The sequence below is a fragment of the Streptomyces sp. 8K308 genome (assembly GCF_004348315.1).
Lineage (GTDB): Bacteria > Actinomycetota > Actinomycetes > Streptomycetales > Streptomycetaceae > Streptomyces.
Map to the genome: position 1 here is coordinate 18654 of NZ_SMKC01000023.1, position 22089 is coordinate 40742.

The 22089-nt window shown below is 70.2% G+C and carries 25 protein-coding genes and 6 pseudogenes; 14 read left to right on the forward strand and 17 right to left on the reverse strand.

Annotation, left to right across the window (positions count from 1 at the left end):
- Window position 1 precedes the first annotated feature (1 nt).
- A pseudogene (locus E1265_RS06000) lies at window positions 2-501 on the forward strand (transposase); the annotation flags it as partial.
- Here E1265_RS06000 and E1265_RS06005 read toward each other — a convergent pair.
- The 3 genes and pseudogenes from E1265_RS06005 to E1265_RS40635 all read right to left on the reverse strand — a co-directional run.
- Window positions 438-743 (reverse strand): metalloregulator ArsR/SmtB family transcription factor, encoded by a 306-nt coding sequence (locus E1265_RS06005; protein ID WP_132929166.1) that lies wholly within the window; start codon window positions 741-743, stop codon window positions 438-440. The pseudogene E1265_RS06000 and the gene E1265_RS06005 sit on opposite strands and share 64 nt — an antisense overlap.
- Window positions 730-936 (reverse strand): SRPBCC domain-containing protein, encoded by a 207-nt coding sequence (locus E1265_RS40210; RefSeq protein WP_279571405.1) that lies wholly within the window; start codon window positions 934-936, stop codon window positions 730-732. The genes E1265_RS06005 and E1265_RS40210 overlap by 14 nt, the downstream gene beginning before the upstream one ends.
- Window positions 937-1389: 453 nt before the next feature.
- Window positions 1390-1857 (reverse strand): annotated as a pseudogene (locus tag E1265_RS40635) (transposase); the annotation flags it as partial.
- A gap of 347 nt (window positions 1858-2204) precedes the next feature.
- On the opposite strand from E1265_RS40635, the pseudogene E1265_RS06020 reads away from it, so the two are divergent.
- Window positions 2205-2393 (forward strand): annotated as a pseudogene (locus tag E1265_RS06020) (IS5/IS1182 family transposase); the annotation flags it as partial.
- On the opposite strand, the gene E1265_RS06025 reads toward E1265_RS06020, so the two are convergent.
- Window positions 2374-2733: an RICIN domain-containing protein gene (locus tag E1265_RS06025; protein WP_243740564.1), complete on the reverse strand. Its 360-nt coding sequence runs from the start codon at window positions 2731-2733 to the stop codon at window positions 2374-2376. The pseudogene E1265_RS06020 and the gene E1265_RS06025 sit on opposite strands and share 20 nt — an antisense overlap.
- Before the next feature lie 38 nt (window positions 2734-2771).
- Entirely contained in the window at window positions 2772-3086 is a 315-nt protein-coding gene (locus E1265_RS38665) for a hypothetical protein (RefSeq protein ID WP_243740565.1), read from the reverse strand.
- Between E1265_RS38665 and E1265_RS37870 the strand changes: the two genes are divergently transcribed.
- On the forward strand, window positions 3085-3396 hold the full coding sequence (locus E1265_RS37870; RefSeq protein ID WP_207930967.1) for a hypothetical protein: 312 nt from the start codon (window positions 3085-3087) through the stop codon (window positions 3394-3396). The two genes, E1265_RS38665 and E1265_RS37870, sit on opposite strands and share 2 nt — an antisense overlap.
- A gap of 510 nt (window positions 3397-3906) precedes the next feature.
- Window positions 3907-6282 (forward strand): glycosyl hydrolase 53 family protein, encoded by a 2376-nt coding sequence (locus E1265_RS06035; RefSeq protein WP_132929168.1) that lies wholly within the window; start codon window positions 3907-3909, stop codon window positions 6280-6282.
- Between the two features lie 10 nt (window positions 6283-6292).
- On the opposite strand, the gene E1265_RS06040 is transcribed toward E1265_RS06035, so the two are convergent.
- Window positions 6293-6700 carry a MerR family transcriptional regulator gene (locus E1265_RS06040; RefSeq protein ID WP_132929169.1) on the reverse strand — a complete coding sequence of 136 codons (408 nt, stop codon included), beginning with the start codon at window positions 6698-6700 and terminating at the stop codon, window positions 6293-6295.
- 61 nt (window positions 6701-6761) lie between these two features.
- On the opposite strand from E1265_RS06040, the gene E1265_RS06045 reads away from it, so the two are divergent.
- The 4 genes from E1265_RS06045 to E1265_RS06060 all read left to right on the forward strand — a co-directional run bounded on the left by E1265_RS06045 (window position 6762) and on the right by E1265_RS06060 (window position 10709).
- The gene (locus tag E1265_RS06045) at window positions 6762-7934 is read left to right on the forward strand and encodes an MFS transporter (protein ID WP_132929170.1); all 1173 of its coding nucleotides are present in this window, start codon (window positions 6762-6764) and stop codon (window positions 7932-7934) included.
- A gap of 486 nt (window positions 7935-8420) precedes the next feature.
- Entirely contained in the window at window positions 8421-8684 is a 264-nt protein-coding gene (locus tag E1265_RS06050) for a type B 50S ribosomal protein L31 (protein WP_132929171.1), read from the forward strand.
- The gene (locus tag E1265_RS06055; RefSeq protein WP_132929172.1) at window positions 8684-9826 is read left to right on the forward strand and encodes a GTP-binding protein; all 1143 of its coding nucleotides are present in this window, start codon (window positions 8684-8686) and stop codon (window positions 9824-9826) included. The genes E1265_RS06050 and E1265_RS06055 overlap by 1 nt, the downstream gene beginning before the upstream one ends.
- Before the next feature lie 37 nt (window positions 9827-9863).
- Window positions 9864-10709 (forward strand): class I SAM-dependent methyltransferase, encoded by an 846-nt coding sequence (locus E1265_RS06060; protein ID WP_132929173.1) that lies wholly within the window; start codon window positions 9864-9866, stop codon window positions 10707-10709.
- A gap of 68 nt (window positions 10710-10777) precedes the next feature.
- Here E1265_RS06060 and E1265_RS06065 read toward each other — a convergent pair whose 3' ends face one another.
- The 6 genes from E1265_RS06065 to E1265_RS06090 form a co-directional block, all read right to left on the reverse strand.
- Window positions 10778-11242 carry a transcriptional repressor gene (locus tag E1265_RS06065; protein ID WP_132929174.1) on the reverse strand — a complete coding sequence of 155 codons (465 nt, stop codon included), beginning with the start codon at window positions 11240-11242 and terminating at the stop codon, window positions 10778-10780.
- A gap of 384 nt (window positions 11243-11626) precedes the next feature.
- Window positions 11627-11875: a 30S ribosomal protein S18 gene (gene rpsR / locus E1265_RS06070; protein ID WP_132929175.1), complete on the reverse strand. Its 249-nt coding sequence runs from the start codon at window positions 11873-11875 to the stop codon at window positions 11627-11629.
- A 28-nt stretch (window positions 11876-11903) separates the two neighbouring features.
- Window positions 11904-12209: a 30S ribosomal protein S14 gene (gene rpsN, locus E1265_RS06075; protein WP_132929176.1), complete on the reverse strand. Its 306-nt coding sequence runs from the start codon at window positions 12207-12209 to the stop codon at window positions 11904-11906.
- Between the two features lie 33 nt (window positions 12210-12242).
- A complete protein-coding gene (gene rpmB / locus E1265_RS06080) occupies window positions 12243-12473 on the reverse strand; it encodes a 50S ribosomal protein L28 (RefSeq protein WP_132929177.1) in 231 nt (76 codons plus the stop codon).
- A 29-nt stretch (window positions 12474-12502) separates the two neighbouring features.
- On the reverse strand, window positions 12503-12667 hold the full coding sequence (rpmF, locus tag E1265_RS06085; protein WP_132929178.1) for a 50S ribosomal protein L32: 165 nt from the start codon (window positions 12665-12667) through the stop codon (window positions 12503-12505).
- 26 nt (window positions 12668-12693) lie between these two features.
- Window positions 12694-13941, reverse strand: coding sequence for a GTP-binding protein (locus tag E1265_RS06090; RefSeq protein WP_132929179.1), 1248 nt, complete (start codon window positions 13939-13941; stop codon window positions 12694-12696).
- An 84-nt stretch (window positions 13942-14025) separates the two neighbouring features.
- Between E1265_RS06090 and rpmG the strand changes: the two genes are divergently transcribed.
- A complete protein-coding gene (gene rpmG / locus E1265_RS06095) occupies window positions 14026-14190 on the forward strand; it encodes a 50S ribosomal protein L33 (protein ID WP_132929180.1) in 165 nt (54 codons plus the stop codon).
- Window positions 14191-14220: 30 nt separating this feature from the next.
- Here the strand turns inward: rpmG and E1265_RS36865 are convergent, their stop codons facing one another.
- The gene (locus E1265_RS36865) at window positions 14221-14370 is read right to left on the reverse strand and encodes a hypothetical protein (protein ID WP_165953661.1); all 150 of its coding nucleotides are present in this window, start codon (window positions 14368-14370) and stop codon (window positions 14221-14223) included.
- Between the two features lie 251 nt (window positions 14371-14621).
- On the opposite strand from E1265_RS36865, the pseudogene E1265_RS37875 reads away from it, so the two are divergent.
- Both E1265_RS37875 and E1265_RS06100 read left to right on the forward strand, forming a co-directional pair.
- A pseudogene (locus E1265_RS37875) lies at window positions 14622-15181 on the forward strand (alcohol dehydrogenase catalytic domain-containing protein); the annotation flags it as partial.
- A pseudogene (locus E1265_RS06100) lies at window positions 15164-15775 on the forward strand (transposase); the annotation flags it as partial. The pseudogenes E1265_RS37875 and E1265_RS06100, both read left to right, overlap by 18 nt.
- 96 nt (window positions 15776-15871) lie before the next feature.
- Here the strand turns inward: E1265_RS06100 and E1265_RS40640 are convergent.
- The 4 genes and pseudogenes from E1265_RS40640 to E1265_RS38680 form a co-directional block, all read right to left on the reverse strand.
- A pseudogene (locus E1265_RS40640) lies at window positions 15872-16543 on the reverse strand (transposase); the annotation flags it as partial.
- A 163-nt stretch (window positions 16544-16706) separates the two neighbouring features.
- Window positions 16707-17459 (reverse strand): sortase, encoded by a 753-nt coding sequence (locus E1265_RS06110; RefSeq protein WP_132929181.1) that lies wholly within the window; start codon window positions 17457-17459, stop codon window positions 16707-16709.
- Window positions 17460-17518: 59 nt separating this feature from the next.
- Window positions 17519-18586, reverse strand: a complete 1068-nt coding sequence (locus tag E1265_RS38675; RefSeq protein ID WP_165953662.1) for a prolyl oligopeptidase family serine peptidase — start codon at window positions 18584-18586, stop codon at window positions 17519-17521.
- 521 nt (window positions 18587-19107) lie between these two features.
- Window positions 19108-19350 (reverse strand): hypothetical protein, encoded by a 243-nt coding sequence (locus tag E1265_RS38680; RefSeq protein ID WP_243740567.1) that lies wholly within the window; start codon window positions 19348-19350, stop codon window positions 19108-19110.
- Window positions 19351-19955: 605 nt separating this feature from the next.
- On the opposite strand from E1265_RS38680, the gene E1265_RS36875 reads away from it, so the two are divergent.
- The 3 genes from E1265_RS36875 to E1265_RS06130 form a co-directional block, all read left to right on the forward strand.
- Window positions 19956-20108, forward strand: coding sequence for a hypothetical protein (locus E1265_RS36875; RefSeq protein WP_165953656.1), 153 nt, complete (start codon window positions 19956-19958; stop codon window positions 20106-20108).
- Window positions 20109-20408: 300 nt separating this feature from the next.
- Entirely contained in the window at window positions 20409-20900 is a 492-nt protein-coding gene (locus E1265_RS06125; RefSeq protein WP_132929183.1) for a hypothetical protein, read from the forward strand.
- Window positions 20901-21057: 157 nt separating this feature from the next.
- Window positions 21058-22089 (forward strand): serine/threonine-protein kinase (locus tag E1265_RS06130; protein WP_279571406.1); only part of this gene is annotated, 1032 nt, incomplete at its 3' end.

Below are 22089 nucleotides of genomic sequence, written 5' to 3' on the forward strand. Positions count from 1 at the left end.
GATGACTGAGACCGCCGTGGAGTCGACGCCCCTCCAGGAGTCGACCGAGGTGGTGTCCAGCGCGACGACGGACGAGCAGCTCGTCGCGACGCTGGTACCGCGCTCGTAGCGAGGGGCTGCGGCTGACGAGCGAGGGCGGGCTGTTGCAGCAGCTGACCAAGCGGGTACTGGAGTCCGCACTGGAGGGCGAGATCACCGAACACGTGGGCTACGAGAAGCACGATCCGGTCGGGAAGAACAACGGCAACAGCGCAACGGCACCCGGGCCAAGACCGTGCTGACCGACGTCGGCCCGGTGGAGGTGAGGGTGCCCCGCGACACCGCCGGCAGCTTCGAGCCGCAGATCGTCAATAAGCGGCAGCGCCGCCTGAGTGGCGCGCGGATGAGATGGTGCTCTCCCTGTCCGTGAGGGGCCTCACACACGGGGAGGTATCGGCTCATCTTGCCGAGGTGTACGGGGCGGAGGTGTCCAAGCAGACCATCTCCACCATCACCGACAAGGCAGGTTCCAGCCGGTAAGGGTGACGGCGGCCGGTTGGTTCGCCGGGGCTGATCAAGCCCGCTTCGGCGAGCTGGCCGAGGTGCTTGGCCACCGCCTGCCGACTAATGGGCAGCCGCCGCGCCAACTCGGTCACCGTGGCCGGCCCAGCACGAGCCAGCTCGTCCAGCAGCGCTCTCCGGATCGGATCGGTCAGCGCCGCGAACACCGCAACGGCCTGCCGGTCGGGGTCAGGCGGCCGCATCGAGGTAGGTCCCAAGGTCGGCGAGTTCGGCGTCCCACCCCTGGCTGTTGGTCTTGTGTGCGGATCGAGCCATCTCGACGGCGGCTTGGGCGAACCCGCTCTCCACCAGGCGTAGCCGGGTGCCCTCGGTCACAGGCTCCAGGGTGAACTCCACAAACGTCTGGGGTGCGCTGTCTTGCGGCAAGCCCTCCATTGCCCATCTGAAGGCGAAGCGGTAGGGCGGGTCAACGACTGTGATCGAACGCCCGCCCACCGGGGCGCAGATCAATCTCAGCCACCGAGCCGAACCATCCTGACAGCCCTTCGGCGGTGGTCAGCGTGGCCCACACCCGCTCGATGGGGTGCCGCAGCACCACCACCCGCTCGCTCCTGTCCGAAACCATTGCCACCTTCCTATAGCAGCCTGCAGGTTGCGATCACTTCCCGCAAGCTCGGCGGGCTCGTCGGCCAGCGCGTCCAGTGCGGCGCGGCGGGCGGTGATCCTCTCCAACACTCCGGGCTCCTCCCCGATCGCCGTGGCGTGATGTTCCTGCTTCAGATCGTGGGACGTGGTGGGCCGGGCCGCAGGCGAAGCCGGGAACTGCCCATACCAGCCTGTCAGATGATCTACGGCCTGGACTACCGTCGCCGACCAGGGCGAGTACGCCGACGCTGCCGTGACCATCACGGTCAGCAATAGCCCGAGGGTATCGACGACGATGTGCCGCTTGCGGCCGTCGACCTTCTTGCCGGCGTCGAAGCCCCGGGTGGCGGCCGGCACCGACGCGGCCGCTTTCACCGACTGCGCATCGATGACCCCGGCTGTCGGCTCCGCGTCCCGTCCCCCGGCCTCGCGGACCCGGTCGCGGACCCGGTCGCGAACCCGGTCGCGAAGTCGGTCGTGCAGTTCGCGGGCCCAGCCCTTGTCCCGCCATCGCCGCCAGAAGGCGTAGACGCGGTCCCATGCTGGGAAATCGGTCGGCATCGCCCGCCACGTGATTGCCTCCGGCCACGAGGTAGCCGACCGCGTCGATCATCTGCCGGTGGCAGTAGCCCTCCGGCTGCCCGCCCCTGCCCTCCAGCCATCCCGGCACCGGCAACAGCCCCGCCCCCAGGCCCACTCCGCATCCGTCATGTCCGACGGATACCTCGGCCGTCTGTCCGCACGATCCCCCGCACTGCCGTACTCGTGCGCGAGGCAATCACACGACCGGACAACCGAGTTGGACGACGAGGACAACGGAACGCGAGACTGCGGCACAGGGCCTCCTGACGCTCGAAGGACTTCAGCAATCCCGAGCTGAGCAGGAGGCCCTGTTCTCATGCCTGCTTCGGCTGGAGATCATCCAACCGAGTTGCCGCACTCGAACCGGTGATCACCACGATCGATAGAACAAAGGCTTCTACGCCGGCCAGCTCACCGCGTGGGCCGAGGACCGTCTCTGGATCACCCTGCGAACCGTCGCCCGCCCCCGCAGGACGAAGGGCTTCGTCGTCCTGCCCCGGCGCTGGCGCGTCGAGCGCACCATCGGCTGGCTGATGCACGCCCGCCGCAACGTCCGCGACTACGAACGCTTGCCCCAGCTGGCTGATGTGCCCCGGGTTTGGTGGAGTCGGGGTGTCGATCCGCCGCGCCGAGTACCGCGGCCGGTCAGACGCGTTGGCGTGTGAAGCGTTGGTTGGCCTCGCCGGTGTATGTCCACTGGGAGACGCGGGCTCCGTCGGTGGTGGAGTACTCCCAGACGTCCATGGCCAGGCCGCTGGCGCGGTTGATCAGGCTGACCGTGCCGTCGCCCTGGTCGACGATCCGCCACTGCTGGTTGGCGGCACCGGTGTCGGGCTGCTGGGTGATGTCGGCGCCGCCCTGGTCGCCGGCGGCCTGCAGCACGAGGCCCGAGTGGCGGGCTTTGACGCGGACGTGGCCGTCGCCCGAGTCGAGGAACTCGAACCGCTGGTTGAGTCCGCTGCCTGCCGTCCACTGGATGAGTCGCGCCCCGGCCGCGGTGGACATCTCGCTGATGTCCGCCGCCTTGCCACTGTGCTGGGCGATCAGGCGGTAGGCGGCCGGGCCGTCGACTCGCCGACGAACTCCCAGGTGGTGTTGGAGCCCTGGGCGTCGGCGGGGAGGCGGTCGCGTGCGGCGGTGTCGCCGTAGAGGCCCCGGCGCATCCAGTCCACGAAGGTGTTGACGGTCCGGGAGTCACCGAAGTAGGAGGAGTGGCCGATGCCACGGAAGGTGAGGAACGGCTTGGGCGCCGGCATCTCGGAGTACGCCTGACGGGCGGAGGAGTAGGCGGTGGTCTCGTCGCGGTCGCCGTGCATGAACAGGGACTTGGCGGAGACCATGCCGCTGGGGTTTCCCATGTCGACGCAGGACATGGGGATCGCGGTGGTGCTCCAGCTGTCGGGCCAGGCCGTGGGTGGTCATCCCACCCAGGGAGTGGCCGGACACGCCGAGGCCGGCCTGGGTGTTGATGTGGCCGGCCAGCGGGCCGCCGCCCTGGTTCGGCGCGAGGGTCTGGGTGAGGATCTCGGAGACGTCCCGGGAGGTGTTGCCGCTATAGATGTCGTTGAAGTTGTGCTGGAAGTGAGGGCCGGGGACGATGAAGCCGGCCGCGGCCAGGGGCCGGATGACGGCCTCCGAGTTCTGCGGGCTGCTGCCAACGCAGGCTAGGGGCGGGTCAGTCGGGGCGGCAATACCTGTGCGCCGACTTTGTGTGGCGATTCGTTTGATCACGTTGGATCCCGTCGCCTGGGGAGGTCCGATCGGCCCTGGATCGATGGATTCAGGCCACCACGACAGCCGGTCGCCACCTGCGGTGATGCCCCCTGGTCGGCAACGTGACGCTGGTCAGGACTACCTCAAGCCCGCGAGATCCTGGCGAAGTTGACGGCTAGCCGCCTGCCCGGACAGCTCAGTACCGTCCCCGAAAATCAACGGAAACCAAAGGAGTGACACCGCTCTCCAACGCGACAACACGAGCCGCATCAGCCGCCCGGGGAGTTCGCCCTCCACCGGTTCGACACGCCAGTCCCGAAAACTCGCCGCACGCCCCGCCTGGCGGCGCGGCTCGGGCCGCCCTTCGAGGTCGAGCTTTGTCATGAGCGCATCCCATCGCCGGTTTCGTTCGCCGTTCCGACGCGCGGCGGGCGCACGGTGGGGCACAGAGACGAGGAGCGAGCAATGACGCGAGGACATCCCGTCCGCACGGCACTCGGCGCCGTCACCGCGGTCGTGGCGGCGTGCGGCATGGCGGCACTCGGGCCGGCCGCCCCGGCCGCCGCGTACGTCGGCGAGGCCGAGATCTCGCCGATCGAGAGCGACATCAGCGAGAAGCCCTGGGCCGGCGTCGACGTCAGCAGCGGGGCGTCCACCGCTGATCTGGCGATCGACCAGGACGAGCAGACCGCCTGGGTGGCGGACGGCACGTCCGCCACCCAGTGGCTGACGCTCGATCTGGGCGGCGCCTACGACAACGTCAGGAAGGTCGAAGTCGTCCTCCCGGACGCCGGGGCGGTCTACCAGTACCGGGTCGAGTCCTCCCCGGACGGCGACAGGTGGAACGTCATCGCCGATCACTCGACCAACCACGAACCCTCGCGCGGATCGGTCGACCTCTTCACCCAGCCGGGGACACGGTTCGTGCGCGTGACGTTCACGGGAGCCTCGCCCGGCGCGACGCCGGGGATCAGCGAACTCAGCGTCTACAACTACCTGCGCGACGACCTGGTCCTCGGCGCCGACGCCTCCTGGGTGGACAACGATGTCGCCGAGGGGCGCGAGTACTGGGTGAGCCCGACGGAGGAGGACCCGGGCGCGGGGCCCCACCTGCTCGACGTCCTCCAGGACCGGGGCTTCGAGTACACCCGGCTGCGGGTCTTCAACGAACCCCGCTACGAGTCGTCGGGCGACGTACTGCCCGTCCCGTACCAGGGCCCGGACCGGTCACTCGAGGTCGCCCGGTGGATCAAGGCCGAGCGGGACATGGGCCTGGGGATCGACTTCCACTACGCGGACTCGTGGGCCGACCCCGCCAAGCAGCCGAAGCCGCGAGCCTGGGCCCAGTTGGAGTTCGACGACCTGACCCAGGCGGTGTACGACTACACCTACGACTACGTCGAGCAGTTGATCGAGCAGGGCACCACGCCGGACAAGGTGGCGATCGGCAACGAGATCACCAACGGCTTCCTGTACGGCAGCGAGGCGGCGTTGATCGGCACCACCGATCCCCCGTACTTCCGGGACCAGCCGGAGCTCTACCAGTCGCAACCCGGCGGTGGCCTGCTCTGGGAGTACTGGAACTCCGAGGACCCGGAGGAGCAGCGGCTCTACGACGAGGCGTGGGACCGGTTCACGACGCTGTCCGCGGCGGGCATCCGCGCGGTCCGCGACGTCTCGGCCGACCACGGCGAGGACATCGACGTCGAGACCCACATCACCATCGGCAACGGCATGCGGGACAAGGCGCTCGAGTTCTGGGACCAGTACCTGAACCGGGTCAACGCCAAGGGCGCTGACCCGGACGTGCTCGCCCACTCGTACTACCCGGAGTGGCACGGGTCGCCGGAACACCACGAGCGCAACGTCAACGCGGTGGCGGCGGCGCACCCGGGGTACCGGATCGAGGTCGCGGAGACCTCGTACCCGGCGTCGGGTGGCGGCGGTGCCCCAATGCCCAACTCGACCTACCCGCGCACCGTTCAGGGGCAGGCGGACGCCCTCCAGCGCGTGTTCCGGCTCGCCAACGACATCCCGGACAACCGGGGCGCGGGCGTGCTGGCATGGGAGCCCGCGCGATGGCAGTCCATGTTCACCCCCGTACCGGGCATGCCGCACACCTGGGAGCCGAACGCGTCGATCGACGTCTTCTCCGAGAGCCGCGCGTCCCACGTGGTCGAGGACACCGTGTACACGGCCACCCAGGTCGGCGACGAGGTGGCGCTGCCGGACTCGGTGGACGTGCTGACCACGGCCGACGGGTCGACCGAGCCGGCCCCGGTGGAATGGGACCAGGTACCGGACGACGCCACCGACACGGCCGGCCGGCTCACGGTCCACGGCTCGACCGAGCACGGTCCGGTGACGGCCATGGTCGACGTGGTCGACACGTACGCCGGCGCGGAATGCGACCGGGTGATCACCGGCCGACACGCCGGGCCGCTGACGGTGACCGAGGGCGTGACCTGCCTGGACGGAACGACGGTGTCCGGCCCGGTGTCGGTGGGTGCCGGCGCCTCCCTCCAGGTGGACGGTGCCGTGATCGCCGGTCCGCTGCGCGCCGACGGCGCCGCGGCGGTGGTGAGCTGCGACAGCCGGATCTCCGGCCCGGTCACGTCGTCCGGGACCTCGTCGGTGACCATCGGCAACCCCGTACTGGGCTGCGCGCCGAACACGATCACCGGCCCGGTGGCGGTGACCGGGACGCACTGGTGGCACGTGATCGCGGGAAACACGATCGGCGGCCCACTGACGTGCGGCGACAACGCTCAGCCACCGGTGAACAACGGATCGACCAACACGGTGAGCGGCCCGAAGTCGGGCCAGTGCCGCGGCCTCTAGCTGTTGCGGGTTAGGAGGTTCGTGACAGGCGGGGGCGGTCGTATGCGATGGATGACACGGCGTGGTGGTGTTCGGCCGGGGCTCGCGTGGACGCGAGCAGGTCGTCGAGCAGTGACCGGGTGTGGACGAGTTGGTCGATGTCGCCGGTGATCCGGCGGCGCTCTGCTTCGAGTCGTTCGCGGCAGTCGTCTAGTAGTAGGGACTCGCCGGACAGGCAGGACAGGATCTCGCCGATGAGGGCCATGCCGAGGCCCGCTGCGAGGAGGGTCTGGATGTGGGCCACTCTGCGGATGTCTGAGTCGGCGAAGATCCTGTACCCGCTGGGGGTTCGGTCCGGCCGCAGGACACCCTTTTCCTCGTAGTAGCGCAGCGCTCGCACGCTGACTCCGGTCCGGTCTGCCAGCTCTCCGATCTTCACCTGAGTTCCTTCGCTGTTCGACTTGACTCTCACGTCGACGTGAGAGTTTAGCGTTCGGGGCATGCCTCGGCTCGTCATCCTCATGTTCTGCGTCTTCAGCATCACCACCGGTGAGTTCGTGGTGGCCGGAATCCTGCCCGAGGTCGCCTCCGACCTCGAGGTCACCGTCGGTACCGCAGGGCTACTGGTCACCGCGTACGCCGCCGGCATGGTCATCGGTGGCCCGCTGCTCACCGCGGTGACTGCCGGGATCGACCGGAAGCGGCTGATGCTGGTCCTGCTGGCCGTCGCGGTGGTTGGGAACGCGGTCTCCGCCCTGGCTCCCGGATTCTCCCTGCTTCTGGCGGCTCGGGTGGTCACCGCGCTGGTGACCTCGACCTTCTTCGCCCAAGCAATCGTGATCGCGGTGCAGTCCGCGCCACCCGAGCGAGCCGGGACCATGGTTGCCCGGCTGGCGTTCGGGATGAACCTGGCCGTGATCCTCGGTGCGCCCATCGGCACCCAGATCGGCAGTCAGTGGGGCTGGCGCGCGACGTTCGCTGCGATTTCCGTGGCGTGCCTGATCGGCCTCGGTCTGGTGTTCTGGCAGCTCACCTCCCCAAGCGAGGAGAGTCGGACCTCGGCGGTCTCGGAATTGCGGGTGCTACGACGGGCCACGGTCCTGGTGGCACTGGCCATCACCGCGGTCGGCAACGTCGGGGTGCTCATGGTGTTCAGCTACCTTGCCCCGCTGCTCACGGATCTGGGCGGACATCCCACCACCCGGCTGCCGATCCTGCTCCTCGCCTATGGCATCGGCGCGACGATCGGCAACCTCGTCGGCGGGGCGCTCTATGACCGCGACTCGCAGCTGTTCCAACCGGCCCTCCTCGGTCTGTTGGCCGTAATCCTGGTGGGCAGCTGGTTCGTCGCGACCTCCACGACACTCACCGTGGTGGCAGTCGTGGCGATTGGCCTCCTCGGCTTCGCGATCATCCCTGGCATGCAAGCACGCGTGATGATGACCGCCGCCGAAGCTCCGACGCTGGCCATGGCCGTCAACGCCTCCGGATACCAGGTCGCGGCCGCCTGCGCCGGCCTGTTCGGCGGCCTGATCGCCGACTCGACTGCTGGTCCCCGGCCCATCTACCTCGTCGCCGCGGGCTTGACCACGTGCGGCCTGCTCATGACGGTCATGGCTACCCGTGCCCTGCGCGTGACCGACCAAGAAGACGCCGTAGTGATCGCAGGTTGACTCCAAGGCGTCCTGGGTCTCGACGATTCGGACCCAGGACGCGCCAGCGTCCCCTGGGCGGTCGCGCGTGTGCCTCGGTTCGAGCAAAACCTCCTCCCGAGCCTTCGTGCCTACTGCGCCGACCCGCCCAGCATCCACCAAGAAGGCGCGCCCGACCGCCCCAAGAACGAGAAGACCCGCTCGAGCGCCTGCCGGAAGCGGCGACCCGCGCGTACCGCGACCGCACCTCTACGGGCGGCCGGCGGCGATGAGCTGCATGGCGTTGTAGGCGAGGTCGACCCATGCGGGGCCGCGGGCGGCGCACGTCCGCCAGCAACGCGGCCACGTCGCCGAGCATCGAGGGCGCCCATGAACCCTCACGACATGACACCCTAGATGAAAATGATTCCCATTTGGCTGTAGTATCGCACCACCCGCCGCCTCGACCTCGACACGCGTAAGCGGCCACCACCAGCGCGGCGTTGGCAGACAAAGAAGGGCCCTGACGTGAAATCGGACATCCATCCCCCTTACGGACCCGTGGTCTTCCGTGACCAGGCCGCGGGTTTCGCCTTCCTCACCCGGTCCACCCTCGTCTCCAGGGCGGACGCCCCCACCGTCGAATGGGAGGACGGCAACGTCTACCCGGTGATCGACGTCGAGATCTCCTCGGCGAGCCACCCCTTCTACACCGGCAAGGTTCGGGTGCTGGACACGGCAGGCCGCGTGGAGCGGTTCAGGCGCCGTTACGAGGATCGAGGAGCGCGCTGATGCTCCCTGTCGTCATCGTCGCCGGCCTCCACGCGGACGCCCGACGAACGGTGGTCGACTCCCTGCTGCGCGCCGTCCCCAGGAGCGTCGCGCTACACCACGACCTGACCACCGCCACCGACGGCACGGTCAGGCGCGTCCTCCGGGATCCGGCCCACGTCGTCGAGACCGGCGAGACACCCCTGGTCAACGACTGCGCCTGCTGCGCCCTCCGCGAGGACCTCCTGCCTGAGTTGGAACGGCTCGCGGACAGCGGCGAGTTGTGTGCCCTGGCCATCGTCGAGCTGTGGGACTCGGTCGAACCGCAGTCCATGGCGGAACTGATCGGCACGCGGGGCGCGGACCGGCTGTCCCTGGTAGGCGTCGTCACCGCCGTCGATCCGGCGTTGATCGTGCCCTACCTGGCCAACGGCGACGACCTCGCCGACGTCGGCCTCGCCGCCGCACGAGCCGACCAGCGCACGGTGGGCGACACCTTCGCCCGACAGCTCGAGTACCCGCCGGTCCTGGCCTTGGTGGAGGGAGAGGCGGCGGCGGACCCGACCGACCACGCGCTGCTCACCCAACTCCACGGCACAGCCCGGCTCATCACCCCCATGGACCCTGACCTCCTCCGCGTGGTCACCGCGGGCTTCGACATCGCGGCCGCCGCCGCCCGGGTCCATCCCGCCACCGCCCTGTTGCCCCAGGAGAGCGATCACGACGGCGTGACGACTCTCGTCTGGCGAAGTCGACGCCCCTTCCACCCGGGCAGGCTGTACGCAGCGCTTCCGGACCTGGCCTGCGCGGCCATCCGCAGCCGGGGCAGGTTCTGGCTCGCCGACCGACCCGACACCATGCTGTCCTGGGAGGCGGCCGGAGGGGCGCTGTGCGTCGACGGCCTGGGCCCCTGGGCCGCGGCCCTTCCCGAGGACGCCTGGGCCTCCCTCCCGGCGAACCGGCAGCTGGCGGCCCTGGTCGACTGGCATCCCGAGCACGGCGACCGGGGACAGCATCTGGTGTTCGTCTCCCTTGGACTCGACACCGACGCGCTCCCCGCCCTGCTCGAATCCTGCCTGCTGACCGACACGGAGTACGTGGCGGGCCCCATGGCGTGGGTGACCCAGAGGTCAGGGTTCGACGAGCTTCTGACAACCGCCTGACCAGCTAACGAAAACGGTTCCATTGAGGATGGCTCGCATGGTGGACATCGATGAAGCACGACTGATCACATACCTGAAGAGCAACCGCGCCTTCTTCGCCCCGGTGGTCGAGCAGGCGGTCGGCCTGCTCGACCTGCGAGGCCGGACCCGGATCCTCGACGCAGGCACCGGAGGAGGTGGCGGCCTGGTCGCACTCGCCCGCGCGGCCGGCCCGGAGGCCCGCGTCCTCGGCGTGGACCGCGACCCAAACGTACTCGGGCTGGCGATGCGGCACGCGGAGGAGGAGGGCGTCGGCGCCCAGGTGAGCACCAGGTCCGCCGACCTGCTCGACCTGCTCTCGCGGCAGCCCGCCGATGAACCCTTCGACGCGATCTGGGCCAGCGACGTGGTGTGGCCCGGCAACTTCGAGGACCCCGCCGACGCCGTCGCCCGAATGGCCGGAGCCCTGGCCCGCGAAGGCGTGCTGGGGCTCTTCACGAGCAACTACTACCAGTCGATGTTCCTGCCCGGCCACTCCCGCCTGGAGCGTATGCTACGCACCGCGTCGGAGCTCAACTGGGGTCTGCCGGGCGACGGCCCGACGCACTACGAGCGGCACGTGCACTGGATGCTCGCCACGGGGCTGCGGGACGTGCGGCTCCACGTCCTGCCACGGATCAGCTCCCCCGTAAAAGAGGATCCGGCGGCACGGGCGTACCTGGAAGGGGTCGTGTGGCCGGAGTTGCTCGCGGCGGCACGTGCCCGGGGGACCGAGGCGGGGATGAGCGACGACGACATCGCGCGGGCGGAGGCCCTCCTCACCCCGGGAGGTCGTGACCACATCCTCGACGAGCCCGGCTACTACCTGGTCCACCCGGCGCTCCTCGTCATCGGTCGGCGTTGACCCACCCCCGATCGGCCACCAGCGGCGCCAGCGCCCTGGTGGCCGGCGGGATTTTCCCCGCAGGCCGGTCACCGTTCGCGTGCCGGCCCGCCATGGCCGGGCGGCTCGTGACAGCGCCCGCAGAGACCGGTCAGCTGGACGGTGTGCGCCAGCGCGGCGAATCCGGCGTCCGCACCGACGCGCTCGGCCCAGGCCTCGACCACCTCGGATTCCACCGGCCGACTGACATCACAGCCGCGGCAGATCAGATAGTGGCGGTGACCGTCGGCGGGACGGAGCCTGTACAGGCGCTCCCCCACCTCGTCCCTCACCACGTCCACACGGCCCGATCCCTCCAGCTCCCGAAGGACCCGGTAGACCGTCGTCAACCCCACGCGCGCGCCCCGGGCCACCACCTCGGCGCGCAGCCGCTGCGCCGACACGAAGGAGTCCAACGCGCGCAGAGCCCCCTCCACGGCGACGCGCTGAGGCGTCGCCCTTCGACGAGGGGGCGGTAGGCCGGGCGGCTCCTCGATCACGCGGTGGTCGACCATGGGTCACCCTCCTGTGTGCACGCCGCAGTAACGAAGCGGCACCATCGAGCGGCTCGTCGGCGTTCAGCGACGCCTGGGCCATCGAGGACGGGAAGGCTCACATCCCCGAGACCAGGGCCCGCAGCCGCCCGCCCGGGGCGAGCAGGCCGGCACCATCCGGGCGAACAGCGCGTCGGACAGGTCCCCGGCGACCTCCGGCTGCGCGTACCGCGCGGGTGGAGCACAGGGGCCATCCGCGTGGTGTCGACGCGTCGGAGGCGGCGGTTGCGCGCACGCGCGCCAAGCCGGGTGACGACGAGATCCCGGTCGCCACCCGGCGACGTCTTCCGGACGGGCACCAGACGGGGCCGGGCTCGACCGGGTAGGGCCGCTCCGGCGTCCGCGTCAGCGGGCGCTGCTCGCCGATGGGTAGGGCAACAGGGCCATCTCCCGGGCGTTCTTGATGGCCGTGGCCATCTCCCGCTGCTGCTGGACGGTCAGCCGGGTGACCCGGCGGCTGCGGATCTTGCCCCGGTCGGAGATGAACCTGCGCAGCAGATCGGTGTCCTTGTAGTCGATATAGGTGACACCTGCCGCGATCAACGGGTTGGGGCGAGGGCGTTGAGGCCTGTCACGTCGGGGCTGCTTGGGCATGGGGTGGTGTCCCTTCTCCTGTCCTGTATCACCAGCTGGACTTGGTCACTCCGGGTAGCTGTCCAGCGTGCGCCATGGTGCGCAGGTTGATGCGCGAGAGCCCGAAGGCCCGCAGGTGGCCGCGGGGCCGTCCGTCGACGCTGTCGCGGTTGCGGACGCGTGTGGCGCTGGCGTCACGCGGTTGCCGCCGCAGTTCCCGTTGGGCGGCCTCCCGCTCCTCGGCCGTGGTGCCGGGACGGCGGACGATCTCCTTCAGCTCGGCTCGGCGAGCCGCGTACCGGGCGACCACGACCTTGCGCTGCTCGTTCTTGGCGATCTTGCTCTTCTTGGCCATGCCTGTGCTCTTCTCCGTTCCTCGTCAGACCTGTCAGATCTGTCCCCCGCGGACACGGGCGACGGCGGCCTCGATCCCGATCCGGTCCACGGTCTTGATGGCCTGGGCGCTCAACCTCAGCCGGACGTACCGGTGCTCGCTGGGCAGCCAGTAGCGCCTGCTCTGGATGTTGGGGTTGAACCGGCGTTTGGTACGGCGGTGGGAGTGCGAGACGTGGTTGCCGAATCCCGGTGATCGGCCGGTGAGTTGGCAGTGTGCGGACATGGTTCCTCCTTGCTGTCGGCCGGCGATCGCTACGGGGTGAGGAGACCGCGCTCGTACGCGCGGACGAGGTTGCGCGGCACGAGGTGCTGACGGCCGTCGATGGTGACGGGCACCAGATCGGGCGTGCTCGCCTTCCACTGCGCGCGCCGGTGCCGGGTGTTGCTGCGGGACATGCGTCGCTTCGGTACGGCCATGGTGTCTTCCTCTCGTGGGACGGTGGTCAGGGGTGGAGGGTGGGGACACGGCGGCTCCCGGCGGACGCCGGCGCGGGCGGATGGTCGCCCGGGTAGCCGTGACCGTGGTGAAGGTCGGTGCCGTCCCACTCGGGGAACGGGTCCTCGTAGGCATGCCAGGCGTTCGGGCCGGCGCGCCACTCGGTGTCGTCAAGGAGGCAGTCGCGTAGCGCCGCGCGGAGTTCGTCCTTCCGCAGGTCGGTGCCGATGAAGACGAGTTCCTGGCCCTGGGTCGCGCCGGAGTCTCCCGGCGAGCGGACGCCCGAGGGTTCGAACCTGGCGACCGAACCGGCCTGGGACCACAGCCCCGTGACGGCGGGCCGGGTCGCCGTCCAGTAGAAGCCCTTGGACCTGAGCACGGTGCCGAACCGGCCGCTGTCGAGCTCCTCGGTCACGAGGCGCCACAGCCGGCGCGGGTGGAAGGGACGGCCAGCCCGGAAGAGCAGGCTGGAGATGCCGTACTCCTCGGTCTCGGGGACATGGTCACCGTTGAGCTCGGCGAGCCAACCCGGGGCCTCCTGCGCCCTGGCCAGGCTGAAGCTGCCCGTACCGAGGATCTCCCGGGGCGAAAGACGGCCGTGAAACGAGCGCAGCACGCGGGCCGGCGGGTTGAGCCGCCGGAGCGCGGCCTCCAGCCTGGCCACCTCGTCCGGCGCGACGAGGTCGGCCTTGTTGACCACGATGACGTCGGCGAACTCGATCTGGTCCACCAGGAGATCGCTGACGGTCCGCTCGTCGTCCGCGTACTGGTCGAGCCCCCGCTCGGCGAGCAGGTCGCCGCGGTCGAGCTCGGGCAGGAAGTTCGCCGCGTCCACCACGGTGACCATGGTGTCGAGACGCGCGATGTCACCGAGGGTCGCGCCATCGTCCCTGGGGAAGGCGAACGTCGCCGCGACGGGCATGGGTTCGGAGATGCCGCTCGACTCGATCAGCAGGTAGTCGAAGCGTCCGGCGCGCGCCAGGCGGTCCACCTCCTCCAGGAGGTCGTCCCGCAGGGTGCAGCAGATGCAGCCGTTGGTCATCTCCACGAGCCGCTCGTCGGTGCGGGAGAGCGAGCCGCCGTCCCGGACCAGGGCGGCGTCGATGTTGACCTCGCTCATGTCGTTGACGATCACGGCCACCCGCAGACCGTCCCGGTTGGCGAGCACGTGGTTGAGCAGGGTCGTCTTGCCCGCGCCGAGAAAGCCGGACAGGACGGTGACGGGGAGCCTGCCGTCGGTCGTCTCGGCGGTCATCGTCCACCGCCCGGCCCGCAGTCGGCTCCAGCCATGAGACCCCCTCCTAATGAAATCGATTTTCGTTTCCGTATACTAGCCCCTATGGCTCGCGATGACATCCGCCCGATCATCAAGCTGCGTTCGACCGCAGGCACCGGCTACACCTACGTGACCCGCAAGAACCGCAGGAACGACCCCGACCGCCTGGAGCTGCGGAAGTACGACCCGGTGGCGCGCCGGCACGTGGTCTTCCGGGAGGAGCGGTAGGCGCCGAGCCGGCCCGGCCGGTTCGTCCGGCTATCCGGAGTTCTCGCGTGTCACGACGTACACCCCCCAGCCCGGTGGGGGGTCAGCGGGCGCGGTCAGGCCGGCGTCGGCCAACTCCTCGAGCAGCCAGGCCTCGGGGAGCAGGTGCCAGAGGTAGCTGACCCGCCGCTCGTCGACCAACCGCCCCTCCTGGAACGTGCGGTGGGTCCTGTGCCACGTCAGCGCGGCATCCCGGCGGCTCGACGGCGGCCCGGCCCTCGTAGTGTCGTCGGACGACCCGCGCGGTCACCCGGGCGCGCAGGTCGTCGTCGGCGGCCAACACCCTGGCGAGCAGCGCGCACCGGACGGGGTTGAGCGGGGAGGCGGCGCACCCGTTCGACGGAGGCGGAGCTGGTCGGCCGCGAGGTGCCCCAGGCGGACGGACGGCCCGCCGCGGGATCGAGCCCGCCGACCACCAGGTCATGGGCCACGAGTACGTGGGACTGGTCGAGGAGGTCAGCTCCGAGGTGAGGAGCGTCAAGCCAGGAGACTTCGTCGTCGGGTCGTTCGTCATCTCCGACAACACCTGCGAGATCCGCCGCTCCGGACAGTCCGGCTGCGGTGCACCGACAGTTCGTGGCGCAGACGATCGGCACTCAGGCCGAGAAGGCCCGCATCCCCCACGCCGACGGCGCCCTCGTCGCCACACCCGGGCAGCCGGCCCCGGAGCTGATCCCCTCGCTGCTGGCCGCGTCCGACGTTCTCGGCACCGGCTGGTACGGGGCGGTCGCCGCCGAGGCGGCCCCGGCAAGACGGTCGCGGTCATCGGGGGCGGCACAGTCGACCTGATGCCGTTCTGGCCGCCAAACGACTGGGCGCGGAGCGAATCATCGCGATGTCCCGTCACCCCGAGCGGCAGAAGCTGGCCCACTTCTACGACACCACCGACATCGTCGAGAAGCGCGGCGACGCGGGCGTGGCGAGGATCAAGGAGCTCACCGCCCAACTCGGTGTTGTCGTCAAGGAGTCAGCAGGTCGGGCCGCGTCCCGGCTGCTACGCGTCCTGGCCACGCCGGCCTCCCGCTCCACCGCCCTGCGGGCGCTGCCGCGCATGCCACTGCCCCTGCGGCGGGTGCCGCGCGTCCTGGGCGTGGACGACTTCGCCCTGCGCCGCCGTCACCGCTACGCGACCATCCTGATCGACGCAGAGACCGGCGAACGCGTCGACGTACTCCCCGGCCGGAGGGCCGACGCCCTGGAGACGTGGTTGCGCGAGCACCCCGGTGTTCAGGTGGTGTGCCGGGATGGTTCCGGCTCCTACGGCGAGGCCGTCCGCCGCGCGCTGCCCGACGCGGCTCAGGTCGGCGACCGGTGGCACATCCGAAACAACCTGTGCCAAGCCACCCTCAAGGAGGTCAGGGCCCACTCCGCCTGCTGGGCCACCGTCAACCCGCCCCGCCCCGACGGCCAGCGCGCCCAGGCCACCCGCGAACGCTGGCACGCCGTCCACGACCTGCTCGGCAAAGGCGTCGGCCTGCTCGAATGCGCCCGCCGCCTGAACCTGGCCCTGAACACCGTCAAACCCTACGCCCGCACCCCCGAGCCCGAAGGCCACCACACCCATGTCCAAGAACGTCGAACGTCATCTCGGCTTGACGTTTATCCTCGGCGGGCTTGGTGCTCCTTGATCGACTCGGCCACAGCGGGCGGGGCCGGGATCGCGGAGCATGACGCGGTCCGAGCGCAGGCGTCCGACCAGGACGACAGGCAGGTCCGCCAGTGCGTGGGAGAGGTAGGCGACGTCGTAACCTGAGTCCATGACGATCCGGATTCGCGGATCACCCGCCCGCCACTGCTGGCCTGCATCAACCGCTCGACATCTCGCGTAGTGGGTGGCGGTCACGAACATGGCGTCGTCCGCCGGCCCCAGGCGCACGGCATCCAGCAGCGCGACCCACGAGGTCCGGCCGGTCTCCAGGGCTGCGACGAAGAGTACGGCCAGCCGGCATGAGTTGGTCCGTCTTGCGATCCCCACGCCCGTAGATGTGGCAGAACAGCCTCTGGTCGCTGGTCGGGGCATCCGGGCGCAGCCAGTTGCTGACATCCACGGCCAGCACGATCCGCCCATCAGCCGCCCTGGGCAGCGGCAGGCCGGCCAGCGCGCGGCGCAACCGCGCCGGCTCCAGCCAGCCCCGGTCCAACGCGGCATACAGCGCTCCGTGCCCCGCCGGTGCTCGACCGCCAGACAGAGCTCGACCAGGGTCTTCACCGGTCCAACGGTGCACAAGACCGCGTCGGTGAGTTCGAACAGCGCATCGGCACGGCTGTACAGGCAGTCGTAGAAGTCGACCCGGAAACGGGACAACAGGCCCAGCACCTGACTTCCGGGCACATCGGCGGGCAGACTCACACGCAGCGGCCGTTCCTTACGTGCTTCATGACTCGACATCTCGAAGCGTGGAGAACGGCCGCGTCACGTGACGCTGATTCCCGGGGATCCCAGCAGGTCAAGTGACCTGCGACATTAAACGCCAAGCTCAGGCTGGGTGCGAGCTGATCAGTATCCCGATCTTGTCGATTCGGTGTTCTGGATTGCCCTGGTCATCGGCCCAGTAGTTCCCGGCGGCGTGGTCCTCCTGGGTGGCGCACGTCGACAGGGTGATCATTGCCTGGCTGGGCGTGCGACCCGGATGTCCGGGAACGGCGGCTCGTTGCTCTGCCAGGGATCGCTCCGAACGAAACGACGTCTCCCTGGTCTCGATCACCTGGTAGACGTAGGTGCGTTGGTCGGTGGCCACTTCGATCCTCGCGCCGTTCCGGAGGTCGGGGATCGCGAGGAACGGGCCGCCCGCTGAGTTTCGGTGCGCTGTCACCTGGTAGTTCCCGATGCCTCCGGGGCCGACTCCTCCGGACGGGCCGTGTGGGCTGGCCGCGATGCCGCGGTCCTGGATCTCCGTCCCTGGGGCGTCGTCGGTCTGTCCCTGATAGGGCTCGACGCGCAGGTTCCGGATGTCAAGTTCCGGGATGGTCAGGTAGGCGACCTGCGGGCGGCCGTCGCTGGTGAGGGGCGGTTCCTGCTCGGGGCTCGGGTCCTGGCTGGGAGCCGGCGTCTGGTCGGAGACCTCGCTGGCGCCCTGTCGGTCTTCCGGCGCGGGAGGTGCCTCGGGGCTGCTCGACGTGCATCCGCTGACGGCGAGCAGCGTGGTCAGCCCGGCGATGAGGAGCGTGGTCCGGTTGCGCGGACGCGGCGCGACGGGCGGCGGTGCGGGGCGTATGTGTCGTGTCCACATGGTGTCGGCACCTCGGGTTGGGGTCGTCACGAGACGACGGGCCTGTCAGGAAGGCGGGTTCAGGTCAGGTGACGTTGGAGGAATGCGACGGTGTCCTCCATGGACTGGGTGAATTGGGGTCCGAAGGCGTGATAGTCGTCGTACCAGTTGAGCTGGACGTCGACGTCTGCCTGAGCGAGCGCGGTGTGCGTCGCACGAGCCCACTCGGGCGGGCACTGCTCGTCGCGGGTGCCGTGGATCATCAGGACGGGTTCGGTGATGCGGTCGAAATAGGGGCGGGTTGACATGTCCTGCCAGGCCGCCGGGTTCTCGTCGGGTGTGCCGTGGCGGCTCGCGTACTCCGCGCCATAGCCGTCGACCGGACGCTCGCCCCATTGCCGGTAGTTGTCCGACTCGAGCGAGGACTGTGCCGAGTAGACGATGCCGGCGTCGACAAGTCCGGGCGCCATCTCGAGTGCTTGGAGCACCACGCTGCCGCCCATGGAACGCCCCATCAGGCCGATCTGCTCGTCGTCGACGGGCAGATCGGACGCCCGGAGCGCGGAGACGCCGCCGAGTACGTCGACGGCGTACCCGCGGTACAGCTGGCCCAACAGCTCAGGATCGTCGTCTGAACCGGCGTGTGCGCGGTAGTCGACGTGCAGCGCGACGTATCCGTTCTCGGACAGGTGACCGCGCTCGCGGGTCATGCCCTGCCCGGTGACGTAGGCGTCGCGGTCGATCCACCCATGGGCGAGCACGACTGCGGGGAACGGGCCGCTACCGGTGGGAATGTTGAGCACGCCGGTGATGCGGAGCCCGTCACTGCGGTAGCTGACGTCGTAGGAGGTGTAGGCCGCTGTCTGCTCGCGGACTCTTCCGAGCTGGATCGGTGAGGCATCGGGCACCTCGTCGAAGTAGTCCGTGAGCGACGGGTGTTGGGCCGAATCCTCGGCCGGGGTCGTGGGCGCCTCGGTCGGCTGGTCGCCGACCCCGGATCCAGCGGTCGCGGACTCGGAGGTCTCGGCGGGCGTCGAAGGCGCGGGCTGCTGGTCACGGTCGGTGTCGCTCGTGGATGTCGAGCATCCGGTGAGCGTGAGCGTGCAGACCGACAGGAGTGCGGCAACCAGGAGTCGTCGTAAGTTCACGCCGCGCTCTCCACACTCGACGAGACGGCGGCCGCGCGGCCCGGGCCCTGTGCCCCCCGCGGGCGCGACGCGCGCCTGACCAGCAGGCAGGCGACGGCTCCGACTTTCCCGGTGTCGGACAACGGCCTGTCCAGAGCCCAACCCATGAGGTTGGCCGCGACGACATCCTGCCTCGCGTCGTGCACGACCGCCGGTAAGCTCATGCGGCCCAGCACCCGCCACACCGAGGTCCGCGCCGCCCGGGCGGCGCGCCGCCTGGTACACACCGGCGCGGTGCGACATTCGCCCGGCGGGAGAACAGGAACTCCCGTAACTCGTCCTTCGTCCCCATGGCTCCACAGTAGACTCGGATCGCCTGCGTTGGGAGGCCCTGCCAGAACCCCCAACGACCTTACTCGACAGTCCCTCTTGGCGATCGCCGTTGACATCGCCGAACCGCCGCGGGCTCAGCGCGGTGAGCGGAGCGACCCGGGGCGGCTCCGACGCCGTGACACCCCTGACCAGCAGTCGCGGGACCCCTTTCAGCAGGGCGCCATCGTGATGGCCCGCCGGACGTGCCGCGACAGTTCGCCGGAGTCGATGAAGCGAGTGAGGGCCGCCTGCCCGACGTGTTCGCCATGCCAGTCGGTGAGCTGCTTGGCCGCGCGCATAGCCGGCCGCAGCGAGGCCGGTGCGATGAGGAAGCCGAGCCGCAGCATTGGCAGCAGCGTATTGGAGAAGGTACCCACGTAGAGCACCCGGCCGGTGCGGTCGAGGCTCTGCAAAGGGGCCAGCGGGCGGTCGGCGTAGCGGAACTCGCTGTCGTAGTCGTCCTCGATCAGGGCGCCGCGACGCGCGGCCCACGCCAGCAGCGCTGTGCGCCGGGCCGGTGATCGGCATGCCCAGCGGGAATTGGTGCGAAGGGGTCGTACACCAGGCGGGGGCCGGGAGCGCGTCCACGAGCAGGCCCTCGTCGTCCACGGGGACCGCCACGACCCTGGCGCCCAGCGAGCGGAAGAGCGACCGCGCCGCCGGAGAGCCGGGCTCCTCGACGGCGACCAGGTCGCCCGGCTCGATCAGGCTGATGAGGTCAGCGCCTGCTGGGCACCCTGAGTGGATCAACACATCCTCGGCCGAGGCACGGACGGACCGGGAGACGCCGACGTACCGGGCGACGGCCTCGCGCAGGCCGGCGTGCCCTGCCGGGTCGGTGTAGCCGGCGGTGGTTCGGATCGTCGAGGCGCGCAGCTCGCCGGCGACCAGGCAGCGCCAGGTGGCGCGCGGGAACAGGCCGAGGTCACTCCGAATCGCTCGGCAGGCCCCCCGGGCTTCGTCATCCACTGCTCCGACCAGCGGTTCATCGACCACGTCCTGGACAACACCACCTCCGGTGGCGTCACCGTCAACGGTCACGCCGCACCGGGCTGAGAACCTGCCCTTCGGCGGGGTGAACTCCAACGGTTACGGCCGCTACCACGGCGTCCGGGGCTTCCGTGAGCTGTCCAACGCAGGCTCCGTCTTCCAGGCCAAGACGGTGGCGTGACCACCTCGCGACAGTGGTGGGCGGTTCGACGCGCAGGTCGAGTCCTCCGCTGGAGTGGCGGGTGGGAGCCGCCGCCGCGCCGTTTCGTGCGCCACGTGCCCCTCAGTCCGCTGTCGGGGACGGCGATGCCTGCGGCTCCACAACTCCTCCGAAACCATTAAGGTTTGGTGCCCACGGACATGCCATACCAACGGGGGACTCATGCGAACGTGTAAGTGGTTCTTCCTGCCTGTGCTGACGGCTCTCGCGGTCGCCGGGTGCGGCGGCGGCGATGGCGGCGAGACGAATGCCGGAGGAGCTGTGTCGCCGTCGGCGTCGCGGGAGGCCGAGAGCGGCCAGGGGGCCGGGGAGGGCGGCGCCGAGGTGGTGCCGGCTGGCGAGGTGCCGGACCCGGCCGCGCTCGACGGCGACTGGGCGACCGGCGAGGGGGACACGAGGCGAGCCCTGCTGTTCATGGGCGGCTACGTGATCTACACCTACACCCTCCCGGGCGGGGTCGAGGGCACCTGCGACGGCTCGGTGACCGAGGAGGGCGCCATGCGGGTCGGCAACTGCTCGACGCAGGACGCGGAGGAGGAGATGGACACCGAGGCCACCCTCCTGCTGGACGGCGACGTCCTGTACCTCACCTGGGCGTCCGGCACCACGGAGGCCTACGAGCCGACCACGGCCTTCGGCGAGGAGCGCACCACCGAGCCGGAACCGACCGACGGCATGGCCGAGTTCGACTACGACCAATGGATGCAGGACATGGAAGAACTCGAAGACATCTTCGAGTCCTACGGCCATTGACCGGCGGGCCGGGGCGGCGCCCGCCGCGGGCGGCGTCGCGGACACCGGGTGTCGCCCTGAGACCGAACCGGCCACCCACTCGATCGTCCGCCTGTGCGATCATCTCCCACCCGAATGGCCGTGGCGCGGCCCTGTGAACGCTACCGGGAGGTTCGGGGTGCGGGAACTGGGGCCGAGAGACCCACGGGAGGTCGCCCGGTACCGGGTCGTCGCCCGGCTCGGCGCCGGCGGCATGGGCCAGGTCTACCTGGCACGGTCTGTGGGCGGCCGGTGGGTCGCGGTCAAGGTCGTCAGGCCGGAACTGGCCGAAGACCCGGGGTTTCGGCGGCGGTTCGCGCGGGAGGTGACGACCGCCCGGCGCGTCGGCGGCACCTTCACCGCCGCCGTGGTGGACGCCGACCCCGATGGCGACCCGCCATGGCTGGCCACGGCCTACGTGCCGGGCGTCGCCCTCGACGAGGCGGTCACCGCGCACGGCCCCTGGCCGCAGCACGCGGCCCGGGTGCTGGGCCTGGGCGTCACCGAGGCGCTGGAGGCCATCCACGGCTCGGGGGTGGTCCACCGCGACCTGAAACCGTCGAACGTGCTGCTCGGCGCGGACGGCCCCCGGGTCATCGACTTCGGCATCTCGGTGGTCACCGACAGCAGCCGCCTGACCGGCACCGGGGTGATCGTCGGCACCGCCGGTTTCATGGCGCCCGAGCAGCTGACGGGACGGGAGGTGGGCCCGGCCTGCGACGTCTTCTCCCTGGGCGTGCTGCTGGCATTCGTCGCGTCGGGCAGCCCGCCCTTCGGAGAAGGCGGCCCGCAGGCGGTGAACTTCAGGACCGTCTACGAAGAGCCCGACCTCGCGGGCGTCCCCGAGCCGTTGCGGTCCGCGATCGTCGAGCCGTGCCTGGCCAAGGAGCCGCGGGAGCGGCCGTCGACCGCGGAGATCCTGCGGCGGCTGACCGGCGACGGCCTGCCGCCGACGGCCGGCCCGGACGCGACGGGCTGGCTCCCCGCCCCGGTGGCCGCCACCATCCGGGAGCGCGTCACCGCGCCGCTGCTCGCCGCGCCGCCCAGCGCCCACGTATCCCGCATGCTGCCGCCCGGGCCGCCGACATTCGACCCGGTGCCGCCGGGATACCGGCCTGCGGCCCCGGGCTACGGCCCCGCGCAGCCACCGCACGCCGCCCCGCCACTGACC

What these genes read in the sequence shown, in the direction of transcription:
- rpmB (WP_132929177.1), bottom strand. Translation starts at nt 12,473, where the DNA reads ATGTCCGCACACTGCCAACTCACCGGCCGATCACCGGGATTCGGCAAC.
- rpmG (WP_132929180.1), top strand. Translation starts at nt 14,026, where the DNA reads ATGGCTCGCGATGACATCCGCCCGATCATCAAGCTGCGTTCGACCGCA.
- E1265_RS06005 (WP_132929166.1), bottom strand. Translation starts at nt 743, where the DNA reads ATGCGGCCGCCTGACCCCGACCGGCAGGCCGTTGCGGTGTTCGCGGCG.
- E1265_RS06035 (WP_132929168.1), top strand. Translation starts at nt 3,907, where the DNA reads ATGACGCGAGGACATCCCGTCCGCACGGCACTCGGCGCCGTCACCGCG.
- E1265_RS06065 (WP_132929174.1), bottom strand. Translation starts at nt 11,242, where the DNA reads ATGGTCGACCACCGCGTGATCGAGGAGCCGCCCGGCCTACCGCCCCCT.
- E1265_RS38665 (WP_243740565.1), bottom strand. Translation starts at nt 3,086, where the DNA reads ATGGGAAACCCCAGCGGCATGGTCTCCGCCAAGTCCCTGTTCATGCAC.
- E1265_RS06110 (WP_132929181.1), bottom strand. Translation starts at nt 17,459, where the DNA reads ATGTGGACACGACACATACGCCCCGCACCGCCGCCCGTCGCGCCGCGT.
- E1265_RS06025 (WP_243740564.1), bottom strand. Translation starts at nt 2,733, where the DNA reads ATGTCCACCGCGGCCGGGGCGCGACTCATCCAGTGGACGGCAGGCAGC.
- E1265_RS37870 (WP_207930967.1), top strand. Translation starts at nt 3,085, where the DNA reads ATGTCGACGCAGGACATGGGGATCGCGGTGGTGCTCCAGCTGTCGGGC.
- E1265_RS06060 (WP_132929173.1), top strand. Translation starts at nt 9,864, where the DNA reads ATGGTGGACATCGATGAAGCACGACTGATCACATACCTGAAGAGCAAC.
- E1265_RS40210 (WP_279571405.1), bottom strand. Translation starts at nt 936, where the DNA reads ATGGAGGGCTTGCCGCAAGACAGCGCACCCCAGACGTTTGTGGAGTTC.
- E1265_RS06045 (WP_132929170.1), top strand. Translation starts at nt 6,762, where the DNA reads ATGCCTCGGCTCGTCATCCTCATGTTCTGCGTCTTCAGCATCACCACC.
- E1265_RS06090 (WP_132929179.1), bottom strand. Translation starts at nt 13,941, where the DNA reads ATGACCGCCGAGACGACCGACGGCAGGCTCCCCGTCACCGTCCTGTCC.
- rpsN (WP_132929176.1), bottom strand. Translation starts at nt 12,209, where the DNA reads ATGGCCAAGAAGAGCAAGATCGCCAAGAACGAGCAGCGCAAGGTCGTG.
- E1265_RS06055 (WP_132929172.1), top strand. Translation starts at nt 8,684, where the DNA reads ATGCTCCCTGTCGTCATCGTCGCCGGCCTCCACGCGGACGCCCGACGA.
- rpsR (WP_132929175.1), bottom strand. Translation starts at nt 11,875, where the DNA reads ATGCCCAAGCAGCCCCGACGTGACAGGCCTCAACGCCCTCGCCCCAAC.
- rpmF (WP_132929178.1), bottom strand. Translation starts at nt 12,667, where the DNA reads ATGGCCGTACCGAAGCGACGCATGTCCCGCAGCAACACCCGGCACCGG.